Source organism: Spirosoma liriopis (assembly GCF_023196085.1).
GTDB lineage: Bacteria > Bacteroidota > Bacteroidia > Cytophagales > Spirosomataceae > Spirosoma > Spirosoma oryzicola.
In genome coordinates, this window is sequence record NZ_JALPRF010000002.1 from 913,855 (window position 1) to 926,340 (window position 12,486).

The 12,486-nt window shown below is 50.1% G+C and carries 6 protein-coding genes; all 6 read left to right on the plus strand.

The window, feature by feature from the left end:
- Window positions 1–35: 35 nt before the first annotated feature.
- The 6 genes from M0L20_RS12705 to M0L20_RS12730 all read left to right on the plus strand — a co-directional run bounded on the left by M0L20_RS12705 (window position 36) and on the right by M0L20_RS12730 (window position 12,425).
- The gene (locus tag M0L20_RS12705) at window positions 36–3,017 is read left to right on the plus strand and encodes an FAD-binding and (Fe-S)-binding domain-containing protein (RefSeq protein WP_248477314.1); all 2,982 of its coding nucleotides are present in this window, start codon (window positions 36–38) and stop codon (window positions 3,015–3,017) included.
- Window positions 3,018–3,272: 255 nt separating this feature from the next.
- Window positions 3,273–4,334, plus strand: a complete 1,062-nt coding sequence (locus M0L20_RS12710) for a hypothetical protein (protein ID WP_248477315.1) — start codon at window positions 3,273–3,275, stop codon at window positions 4,332–4,334.
- 128 nt (window positions 4,335–4,462) lie between these two features.
- Complete coding sequence (locus tag M0L20_RS12715; protein WP_248477316.1) at window positions 4,463–5,155, plus strand: 3-keto-disaccharide hydrolase; 693 nt, start codon at window positions 4,463–4,465, stop codon at window positions 5,153–5,155.
- A gap of 562 nt (window positions 5,156–5,717) precedes the next feature.
- On the plus strand, window positions 5,718–7,286 hold the full coding sequence (locus M0L20_RS12720; RefSeq protein ID WP_248477317.1) for an aryl-sulfate sulfotransferase: 1,569 nt from the start codon (window positions 5,718–5,720) through the stop codon (window positions 7,284–7,286).
- A gap of 451 nt (window positions 7,287–7,737) precedes the next feature.
- On the plus strand, window positions 7,738–10,881 hold the full coding sequence (locus M0L20_RS12725) for a SusC/RagA family TonB-linked outer membrane protein (RefSeq protein WP_248477318.1): 3,144 nt from the start codon (window positions 7,738–7,740) through the stop codon (window positions 10,879–10,881).
- Between the two features lie 80 nt (window positions 10,882–10,961).
- Window positions 10,962–12,425: a SusD/RagB family nutrient-binding outer membrane lipoprotein gene (locus M0L20_RS12730; protein ID WP_248477319.1), complete on the plus strand. Its 1,464-nt coding sequence runs from the start codon at window positions 10,962–10,964 to the stop codon at window positions 12,423–12,425.
- The last annotated feature ends 61 nt before the right edge of the window (window positions 12,426–12,486 follow it).

Here is a 12,486-nt window from a genome sequence, read left to right on the forward strand (position 1 = left end):
CGTATCTTTACGAGACGTTTAATGCTTTGCTTGCTATGTTCCGTCTTGCCCATAAACTGCCCTTCGCCAATCTGTTGCCGTCATTCGAGGGTGATCTGTATTTCGATGAGTCTCCCGAACATTCCGCTCAGCGAGTGCTGTACGCAACGGATGCGTCGGTGTACCAAGAGATGCCTATCGCGGTAGCGCTGCCGAAGTCGGTTGCTGACATCAAGCAGTTGTTACGATTTGCCCAGCAGCACAAGCTGGGCCTGATTCCCCGTGCGGCAGGAACGTCGCTGGCCGGGCAGGTCGTTGGCAGCGGAATCGTTGTCGATATTTCGAAGTATTTTGGGCAGATACTGGATGTCAATGCCGCTGAGCGCTGGGTACGGGTGCAGCCGGGCGTTATCCGTGATGATCTGAATGCGTACCTGAAGCCGTATGGTGTCATGTTCGGGCCGGAAACGTCAACGGCCAGCCGGGCGATGATCGGCGGAATGATCGGGAATAATTCCTGCGGTCTTCACTCGATTGTCTGGGGTACTACCCGCGATCATCTGCTGGATGTGCGTACGGTGCTGAGCGACGGTGCCGAGGTGACGTTTGGTGCACTAACGCGCGAGCAGTTCGACGCTAAATGCCGGGGGGAGAACGTCGTTAGCCCACTCGAACAGCAGCTCTACGTTCAGTTTCGCGACTGGCTATCGAACCCAACGATTCAGCAGCATATCCGGGAAGGGTACCCTAAACCAACCGTTTCCCGGCGAAATACAGGCTACGCGCTGGATGCGTTAGCGCATTTCTTTACGTCAAGTGACCAAGTCGGTGAGCTAAAGACATTCAATTTTGCGCAACTGATTGCCGGATCGGAAGGAACGCTCTGCTTCATCACCGAAGCCCGGCTAAATCTGTTGCCGTTGCCGCCCAAAGAAGCGGCTCTCGTCTGCGCACACTTCCCGACGATTCGGCAGTCGCTCGAAGCGAATTTAGTGGCGTTGCAGCATCAATGTTACGCGTCGGAACTGGTCGATGATTACATTCTGCAATTGACCAAAACCAATATCGAACAGGCCAAAAACCGTGCGTTTGTGGAACGCCACCCGGTAGAGGGCGATCCGAAGGCTATTCTGATGGTCGAGTTTTTCGATGATACGCCGGACGGGGTTCGAGAAAAAGCAGAGCGGTTCGTGGCCGACTTACAGGCTCAACAGCTTGGCTATGCCTATCCGATTCTTTTCGATGAAGATACCAAGAAGCCCTGGGCCTTGCGCAAAGCGGGATTAAGCATCATGTACAACATTCCCGGCGACGAAAAACCCGCGAACGTTATCGAAGATACTGCCGTCGATGTGCACGATTTGCCTAACTATATCGATGAACTGGACCGCATGGCGTGGGAAAATCACGGCCTGAAACTGGAATACTCTGCCCATGCCGGAGCCGGTGAAATCCACGTGTTGCCGCTGATCAACCTAAAGTCGTCGGAGGGACGTACCACGTTCAGAAATTTGCTGATGGATACGGCGCAACTCGTCAAGCGGTACGGTGGTTCGCTGTCGGGTGAGCACGGTGACGGTCGGTTGCGGGGTGAGTGCATTGCTTTTATGCTGGGACCCGAAAACTACCAATTGTGCAAAGACGTGAAGGCGCTCTGGGACCCGCATAATACGTTCAATCCCGGCAAAGTAGTCGATACGCCCCCGATGAACGAATTTTTGCGGTCGGAAGCCGATGTGGTGATCGAACAGCCTAAAACCGTTTTCGACTTCTCCCGTGATGGGGGATTGCTCGAACTGGCCGAAAAATGTTCGGGTTCGGGCGACTGTCGGAAGACGGCCTTGTCGGGTGGTACGATGTGTCCGAGCTACATGGCTACCCGGCGCGAACACGACACCACGCGGGCGCGCGCAAACATCCTGCGTCATTTTTACAGCAATGCGCAAAAACCAACGGAGCACGATTACGAAGCCGTCAAAGACGTGCTGGATCTGTGTCTATCGTGCAAAGCCTGTAAAGCCGAATGCCCGTCGAGCGTAGACATGACGCGTATGAAGGCTGAGTTTACCCAGCAGCATTACCGCGAAAAGGGTGTTCCATTGCGGACAAAACTGGTTGGTAATTTCACGAAGCTGATGTCGCTGGCCAGTGTGGTTCCGTGGGCGTACAATGCCATTTACGAGACCCCCGCGCTACGTAAACTGGCTAACAGAACCGTGGGCTTTCACCCCGACCGAACCATGCCGGAACTGTCGAAAACGACGTTGAAGAAGTGGTTCGACGGTAGGAAGAAAACGCCATCGCAAAGCGCTCCACGCGTGCTTCTTTTTGCGGATGAATTCACGAATTACAACGATGTAGAAGTCGGGCAAAAAACCGTTCAGTTGCTGGAACGGCTGGGCTACGAAGTCATCATTCCTGATCATGCAGAAAGTGGCCGGACTTACCTGTCAAAAGGACTCGTTGACGACGCCCAGAAGATAGCCGTTCGGAACGTAACCTTACTGAAAGACCGTGTTACCGAGGAGACTCCGCTGGTTGGTCTGGAACCTTCCGCCATTCTAACCTTTCGGGACGAATACCCCGATCTGGTTCCGACCGAACTGAAAGCCGACGCGCAACGAATCGCCAAACACACCTACCTGTTCGAAGAATGGTTAGCTCAGGAAATCGAAAACAAGCGCATTGATCGTAAGCTATTTACAACCGAAACCCGGCAGGTGAAGATACACGGGCATTGTCACCAGAAAGCCTTATCATCGATGGTGCCTGTGAAAAAAGCATTGTCATTGCCGTTAAATTACCAGGTACAGCTGATTCCGTCGGGTTGCTGCGGGATGGCAGGTTCGTTTGGTTACGAAGCGGAACATTACGATTTGTCGATGCAAATTGGTGAATTGGTGCTGTTTCCGGCGGTCCGGCAGGCTAACGAAGCGATTATTTCGGCGGCTGGAACCAGTTGTCGACATCAGATCAAAGATGGAACCGGCCGTAAAGCGCAACACCCGGCGGAGATTTTGTTCGACGCCCTTATATGAGTTTCTTTCTGACAGGATTTACAAGATTGACAGGATTTTTCATTTAGTGAGCATTTAATCCTGTCAATCTTGTAAATCCTGTCAGAAAACCTTTCCGCCCGTAACCTTTCGTTTAATAGGAACATCTAATCCTGTCAGAAAACCTTTCCGCCCGCCAGCAATCTTCATCTAGTAAGTGTAATTCATCCTGTAAATCCTGTCAAAAAACCTTTTCGTCTGCCAGTGGTTTTCCATATACCTAAAGTATTCACGATTATGGAAAGCAACGCAAATCTTACCGATGGAGCCAGACAGGCTGATATAGTTTCGAGCGAACATGCGGAAACGATGTTCAGTGCCGACCAGGCCGAAACCAACATGGTAAAGTTGGTGGATGGCAAATTAGTCTCGACCGGCGATACCGATGATGATGTCTCTGACGATATGCCACGTATCCGCCTAGGAAGTGATGAAGAACGGGCGTTGACTGGCGACGATAAAAAGAAATATGAAAATTCAGATGCCGCCCTTCGGGTAGGCACTATGTTCGATCCGTCAGTGATGCCCAATGATCCAATAGCCGTTGGCGATATCACGGGTAATCCGGATGCCGGAGCGACGGTTAATACAGGATTACCTTCGGAAGGCGAATCGAATGATCGTACCGAGAAAGATTCGGATGCTACACCAACGAGTTCATTTGGCGCATGGGCATTTCCGGCAGGCGTGGGATCGACAACAATTCAGGCGATGATTCCAACGACTCCGCCTTCACCCGATCCAACGCAACCCGTGCCGGGCATTCCCGAGACGCCACCCGCACCGCCCGTGCCAGGACCTGAAATTCCGGATCTGCCGGGAACGCCAAAACCAGCGCAACCAGAGATTGAGGAACCGAGTCAGCCCGACCGGTCGCACGAAATCAATGCCGGTACAACGGCGCAGCACAGCGTATCGACGACCAACTTTTTGACGTACACCGCCGAAGCATCGGGCCTGATCGATCAGTCTGACGTAAAGTCGGGTGAAGCGGTTCAGGGAACACAGTACCAGGGATTAGCAGCCGGTCCCGATGACGAAGGCATGGAGGAAAACCCTGACACAGGCGACTCTGCTCACGCTTATGATGTAAATGCTAAAGATGCTGATACCTATCAGCCAGGCGAACGGCCCGAAGAGAAAAAAGAATCGGAGAAATTGCCCCGCGAACTGGCTGATGAGAGCAGCGTTATGGCTCAAGATGCTATCTCCGGCCCGGATCGTTCTGATCAAAAATCAACGGATGGGTTGGATCGGAAATACAACGACCCGGAAGCAGCCCGCGATATGGCGAGCTAAACAGAAGGAATTTATCCAATGCGGGAGGGAATCTACGCTCAAAGGGTGCCATCATGGTATCTCTGAGGCATAGGTTTTCTCCCGCGTTACTTTTTTCATACTTTTAACGGCTAAATCGTTTTAAGCCCATGAAAAAGTTACTGATACCCTGTCTGTTGCTGAGTGCACTAGCCCTGGCAACTCCCCCCGGAAAAAAATCAAAGTGGACGTCGCTTTTTGACGGTAAAGAAATCAAAGGATGGCATAGCTATCACAAAGATGGCGTCGTTGGCTGGAACGTCGAAAATGGGACATTAACGCCCGATGGTACGGGCGGGGACCTTGTAACAGACAAAGAATACGAGAATTTCGAACTCGAATTCGAGTTTAAAATACCGAAGGGTAGTAACAGCGGTGTTGTGTACAAAATCATCGATAGTCCCGATATTAAATCAACCTATATGTCTGGTCCCGAATACCAGGTGATTGATGACAAAGGGTACGTGGATGGTGAGGGCAAACCGTACAAATTAAAAGATACTCAACTGACGGGCGCTAACTACGATATGATTCCTCCTTCGGACATGGCGGCTACAAAGGCTCCCGGCGAATGGAATAAAGGCCGGATTGTTGTCAACAACAACCACGTTGAGCACTACCTGAACGGCAAAAAAGTTGTTGATTATGAATACGGCTCCGACAACTGGAAGCAACTGGTTGCGAAAAGCAAATTTGCTAACTGGCCGTATGCTACGGCGCACGCAAAAGGTAAGATCGCCTTACAAAACCACAGCCCCAAAGAGCAGGTCTGGTACCGGAATATCCAGATTCGGGAATTGTAAGAGCTGCCTTTCAGTTGCGTTGAGATAGTAAAAGGTCACTCAGCCGTCATTCTAAAGCAAAAGCCCTGTACCGAGATACAGGGCTTTTGCTTTTACCTGTATTGAGTTTGGTCTACAGTCTGTACGTTTTTCTGAAAACGGATTTATATTTTATGAATCAGCTACTAGTAAGCAGTACTGAAAAATGCTTATCAACGTCAAGATTTCGTTGGGGTATTATAACTCAGTGAAGCAACTCTACTGATTGTCTATTACTAAGAACGCCGGGAAGTCATCTTGTAAAAGTGATAGTTGGCGCTACACATCTGTAAATCATACGTTTAAAGATAAGTGCGTAATAGCAATAATAAAGTAAGGAGTCAGTTCAACAGACTGCTTATCCATACCCGTGACGAAGGCATTTTATATAGGTAATCATAGGGATATAAATACTTAAAGTAGTAATTTTTTACGTTTTGTATCATATGTATATGATAAGTATAGGATAGGATAATAGAATTTTAACAAACCAATAATACTAGTATCATTGAAAACTTATTGGTAAGTGTGAATTTATTAATCTATGAAAAATTTAATTCTCCTCTTTCTCTTAACTGTTGCTTTTACTGGTTGTAAGCATGCTATTGATAACCCACCTGTTCCCGTTGCCGCTCGGGAGTTCACGATTGCTTCTGATTCAGTCCAATTAAACCCATACGGTTATACACCATTGTCAGCTAGGATCAACTTCTCCGCTCCAATAGCCGGTAGATCGTTTATTCGGGTTAGAGGCAAGCATGGCAAGCTCACTAATGTCGAGCATGCGTTCAACGACAAGGGAACTACGCATTCTATACCCGTGATCGGCTTGTACGCCAATTATACAAACACAGTTGACGTACGTGTACTGAGTGATGGTGGTGATACACTGGCTAAAAGTACGCTTACGATCCAGACGGGCGATTTGCCTCCCAACATGCCGCAATCTATCACGGCGGCTCCGTTTGACGAAAATAAGGTGGCTCCAGGGCTTATTCTGGTCAGTAACTTTAGTACATACGGAACGGGTGCGCCTTCGACTCCCTACTTTATGGATGCGTACGGCGACATACGATGGGTGTTGGATTACCGCAGTCACGATCAGCTAAAAACATTAAGTTTTGACAACGGCATTGAGCGGTTACGCAATGGTAACTTCTTTTTTGGCGATATAAATACATCCAGAATTTACGAAGTCGATCTGCTGGGTAAAGTAATAGATAGCTGGAACTTATCAGGCTATGTATTTCACCACAACGTCATTGAAAAACCGAACGGCAACTTCCTTCTGACCGCTAGTAAGCCAGGTAGTATGGGCCTTAACGGGGTAGCAATGGTCGAAGATTACGTTATTGAAATTGACCGAACGGAGGGCGGTCTTGTCAACGAGTGGGATTTAAAACAATCGCTCGATGAACGACGGACGATCTTAGCCCAAAGCCCGCTGGTTAATGCGGATGATTGGTTTCATGGTAATTCTGTAGCCTACGATTCAACCGACAACACCATCATTGTATCGGGTCGTCACCAGGGCGTGGTCAAACTGGATTACGAGAATCGGGTGAAGTGGATTCTGGGCGCCCACAGAGGTTGGACCGTAAACCGACGTGGTGAAGATCTGAGAAAATTTCTGCTGAGCCCTGTTGACGCAAGTGGTGTTATCATTGCCGATACCGCCGTAAGCGACGGATCAAAAATAACGTCTGACTTCGAATGGAACTGGTATCAGCATAGTACTATATTCCTGCCCAACGGCGATATCATGGTATTTGACAACGGCGAGATACGAGAGTATAACCCTACGGCCAGCAAGTATAGTCGTGCTGTCGCCTACAAAATTGACCCTGTCAAGATGACTGTGCAGCAAAGCTGGGCTTACGGTAAGGAAAGAGGAGTCGAAACGTATTCGCAAGTGGTTAGTGGCGTGCAGTTTTTGGCGTCGTCAAATCATATTCTGTTCACCCCCGGTTTTCAGGTCCCAAATACTACGGGTGAAGGAGGCAAAGTAGTCGAAGTGGAACTAGCGAATAAAACGGTTGTGTCCGAGATCAGTATTTCGTCAGCGAACAAGATGGGCTTTCACCGAGCTCGGAAAATGAGTGCTTATCCTTAATTGAATGGAGTAATTTCAGCAGACATAGGCTACTGATCTACTTCATCGATTGGTTATAGTACTGTCATAATTACAAGGTCTTAGGCTATCTGTTTAAAGAGCGCTTAAGACCTTTTTTATTTTCCAGGCACACAGGTTGTTGGACGGTGTTAAGTGCTCCACAAACAATACGGGTCTTGGTCGTAGCTATAGTCGGTAACGATAATTTACTTATAAGTAAGATACTGAGTTTTATAAATTATATCATTAATTATTTTAAACTTTCATATAAAAACAGAATATAATTTTACCTATAAAAGCTTTTCTATTAGATTAGCTTCGAATCTATTTTAACGCCAATACAATTGAACTGTTTACGGAACGTGACTTTGCCGATGTGCAGAAACCAGCCGTGTAGTGCCTATTTGTGAGCGTTTTAGCCACTTCTAACCTATCTAACTCTTTAGTAACAATGAGAGAACTTTTTACGCGATGCTGTCTGGTCGCCTGTTTGCTACTTAGTGTAGCGGGCTATGCGCAGGACAAAATGTTGAAAGGACGGGTACTGTCCAAGGCGGATGGGACTGGTTTGCCGGGCGCAAACGTACTAATAAAAGGTACCGACCGGGGCAGCACAACGAATGCCGATGGTGAATTTACAATGAATGCGTCTGCCGATGCGATTCTGGTCGTCTCGTACATTGGTTATAAGCCAACGGAAGTAGCAGTTGGCTCGAAATCATCGGTTGACATCACGCTGGAAGAAGACGCGTCGAACCTGAACGAAGTGGTCGTTACCGCATTGGGCATTACCCGGGAAAAGAAAGCCTTGGGTTATTCTGTACAGGAAGTAGGTGGCAAACAGTTGACACAGGCACGGGCTACGAATTTTGTCAACGCGTTGTCGGGTAAAATTGCCGGCGTGCAGGTTACGGGATCGAATGGAGCACCGGGCTCCTCATCACGCGTTCTGATCCGTGGTGCAAGCTCGATCGGTAGCAACAACCAGCCGCTTTTTGTGGTGGACGGTGTACCCATTGACAACAGCAACATCGGTTCGGGAACGGGTGTCGACTACGGGAATGCGGCCGCGTCGATCAACCCCGACGATATTGATAATGTAAGCGTACTGAAAGGACCGAGCGCGGCTGCCCTTTACGGGTCTCGCGGGGCCAACGGTGTTATTCTGATCACCACCAAAAGCGGACGAGGCAGCAAAGGCATCGGGGTTTCGGTCAACACCAATACGGCGTTTGACAGCCCATTCCGGCAACCCGAATGGCAGAACGAATATGGGCAGGGAAACAAAGGACTTTTTTCGTTCGTCGACGGAACCGGTAAAGGCGTCAACGATGGTGTGGATGAAAGCTGGGGTCCCAAACTGGACGGTCGCCTGCTGCCACAGTTCGATTCGCCTATTGCCGCCGACGGTACCCGCACGCCAACCCCCTGGGTGGCTCATCCCGACAACGTAAACCAGTTTTTCCGGACGGGACGCACCCTGACCAATAATATTTCGGTGATGGGCGCGAACGAGAAAGGTGATTTCCGCGTGTCGTTCACTGATCTAAACCAATCGGGTATTCTGCCTAACACTGATTACAAAAGACGCACGGTTTCGATTAATGCCGGTTGGAATCTGACGCCAAAGCTGAGCATTCGGGCAACGGGTAATTACGTGCGCGACGGAAGCGATAACCGTACCAACTGGGGATTGTACTTTATCTGGTTCGGTCGTCAGGTAGATATGGAGAAACTGCAAAATTACCAGGCTCCGAACAGCATCTATCAATACAACTGGAACTACAACTACTGGGCTAATCCGTATTATTTCCTCAACCTGAGCACCCGCGCCAACGACAAAGACCGGCTCTACGGCAATATGTCGGCTACGTACAAGTTCACGCCCTGGCTGACGCTGACCGCCCGCACTGGTACGGACGTGTACGAAGATCGACGTAAGACGAAAAATGCAGCTCGTATCGACAACCTTAATGGTGCCAAGCAGTTCGACAGTTACAACGAAGAACAGATTTTCCTTCGCGAATCGAACTCGGACTTCCTGCTCAACGCGACGCACAAATTTGGTGAGTTCGACGTAACGGCTAACATTGGCGGTAATCACCGCTACAACTACGCGCAACGCAATTACATGGGCGCTACGGAACTTGCTATCCCGCGCGTGTGGAACCTGGGTAACTCCCGGCAGGCCAAAGTTGCCGAAAACTCCTACACCGAAAAGACCGTCAACAGCCTTTATGCTTCGGCTAATATCGGTTTCCGTAATTACCTGTTCGTCGATCTGACCGCCCGCAATGACTGGTCGAGCGCTCTGCCTGCCAGCAACCGGTCGTACTTCTACCCGTCGGCGGCTGTAAGTGCGATCTTGACAGACATCTTTAATGTAAGCTCACCGGTGCTGTCGTTTGCCAAAGTCCGGGCGGGTGTTGCGCGGGTTGGTAACGATACCGATCCGTACCGCCTGATCCAGTCGTATCGGTACGAAAACCCTTGGGGATCAACGCCTTCGCTATCGGAGAACAACGCGATGCTGAATGCTACGCTGAAACCGGAGCTGACGAACTCATACGAAATTGGTGCTGAAGTAAAACTCTGGAACAACCGCGTTGGGCTGGACGTGACCTACTACGACAAGGTATCGTTCAACCAGATTCTGGACGTAAACGTATCGCAGGCATCGGGCTTTAACTCGAAGTTGTTGAACGCCGGGAAATTGCAGAACCGGGGCGTTGAGGTTCAACTGAGCGCAACACCAGTTAAAGCGGGCGCTTTCCAATGGGACGTTATGCTAAACTGGGCGCAGAACCGCAACAAAGTGCTTGAACTGGCCGAGGGTCTGACGACTTACCAGCTAAATACGTCGTACAACCCATTGACGCAGGTTACGTCAACCAACTCGTTCCGGGGCATGTCGGTCGAAGCGCGGGTTGGTCAGCCATACGGTACGTTCTTCGGGCAAGGGTTCCTGCGTGATCCGTCGGGCAACATCATCTACGACAAAAGCGGTTATCCGCAGCTGGACCCAACGCGTCGGATTCTGGGCAACTTCACCCCAAAATGGATCGGTGGTTTGCAGAATACATTCAGCTACAAGCGGCTTTCGCTGAGCACGCTTATCGACATGCGGCACGGTGGCGACATCTTCTCGCAGACGGTCAATATCGGTCGCTACACGGGTGTGTTGAAAGAAACAACGATCGGTCGCGAGGATGGTATTGTCGGTCAGGGTGTAGTCAACACCGGAACCACAGACAACCCGGTTTACACGCCAAACACAACGCGGATTTCGTCGGAAGAATGGCATAAGAAATACTACTCACTGACAAACAACGAAGCAACTATTTTCGACGGAAGCTTTGTCAAACTGCGGGAAGTGAAACTGACGTACATGCTACCCGGTAAAGTGTTTAACCGCCTGCCCTTCCGCGATATTGCCATTTCGGTAGTCGGTCGCAACCTGGCTTTGCTGCAAAGCAACGTTCCGCACATCGACCCCGAAACCAGCTACTACAACGACGGTAACCTGCAAGGAATCGAGAACGGTCAGATTCCAACCACACGGACCGTCGGCTTCAACATCAATTTCAATCTGTAAACGAGTTTTGGGCTCGGCGTTCCTGTCCCGCTTTGGGTACTGAGAAGGCCGAACCCAGAACTGAAAATCATACTCGTTTCATGAAACGCATTTTTCATTCCTTACGATATAAAGCATTGCTGGCCGCTCTTATGTTGGGTACTGCGGCCTGCACCGGTGAGTTTGATACCATCAACACCAACCCCAACTCGCCCACGGTTGGCACTGCCGATCTGTTTTTGCCACACGGTATTCAGAGCGCGGTCGATGCGTACTGGGGTGGTTCGCTGGGTATGGATGTGGGTGATCTTATTTCGCAGTACTGGGCTCGTATTCAGTATACCGATGCTGACCAGTACACCATCACCAATGATGTGTACGGAACCGCGTCGTGGCAGGTTTTCTTTATCGAATCACAGGCCGATTTTCAACGGATTTATAAGCTCGGCGTTGATGGGAATAACCCGAATTATCAGGCCGTGGCGATCATCATGCGGTCCTGGGTGTTTTCGGTGCTGACGGACATCTATGGCGATATTCCGTACAAAGACGCGATCAAAGGGCTGGAAGGAACATTACAGCCTAAATACGATGCGCAAAAAGATGTTTATGCAGGGTTGGTGGCCGAGTTGAAAGTAGCCAACGATATGATCGTGCTCAATGACAATAGCAAAGCCATTGCGGGCGATATTCTGCTCAATAACAACCTGACACGCTGGAAGAAATTCGCCAATACCCTGAGCCTGCGTCTGCTCAACCGGATGATCAACAAAGCCGATGCGCCCATTGATGTAAAATCGGAAATCAACCGGATTCTGGGCGACCCAACCAAATACCCGGTCTTGACGTCCAACGCCGATAACGTGCAGCTGAACTACCTCGACGCGACAAATAACAACAACCCGATCAACCAAAATCGGAAAACGCGCGACGATCACCGGGTTAGTGCCACGTTGGTGAACAAGCTCAAGGCGTTAAGCGATGCGCGGCTAGCCGTGTATGCTAACGCTCCTGCCGACGGTGGCGACTACAAAGGTGTGCCAAACGGCTTGTCCAACGCTGACGCTAACGCGCTAGGCTTATCGAAAACCTCGAAGGTGGGTAACTTTTTCGTATCGCCAACCGCGCCGGGGGTTATTGTGAGCTACGCCGATCTGCTGTTTACCAAAGCTGAACTAGCCTACAAAGGAATCACAGCCGCTGGCGATGTATCAACGAACTACACCAATGGTATCACGGCTTCGCACAGCCAGTACGGGCTTACGGTTGCCCCTGCTTACCTGACCGCCAACGCATTGAAATCGGGCGCGGATGGCTACACGCAGATCATGGAGCAAAAGTGGATCGCCTTGTACGGACAGGGGCTGGAAGCCTGGACCGAGTTCCGTCGGACGGGCCTGCCAGCTTTGCAACCTGCGGTGATCAACACCAACGGCGGAATCATCCCGACTCGTTTGCCGTATCCCGGCTCTGAAGAATCGTTGAACGCGACAAATTTCAACGAAGCGCTCACTCGCCAGGGTGGAAAGAACGATATGAAACTCAAACTCTGGTTCGCCAAATAATACCGTAACGTGGACATCCTGTCCGCCTAGTCGGGGGCTGACAAAATAACGTCTCTAACCA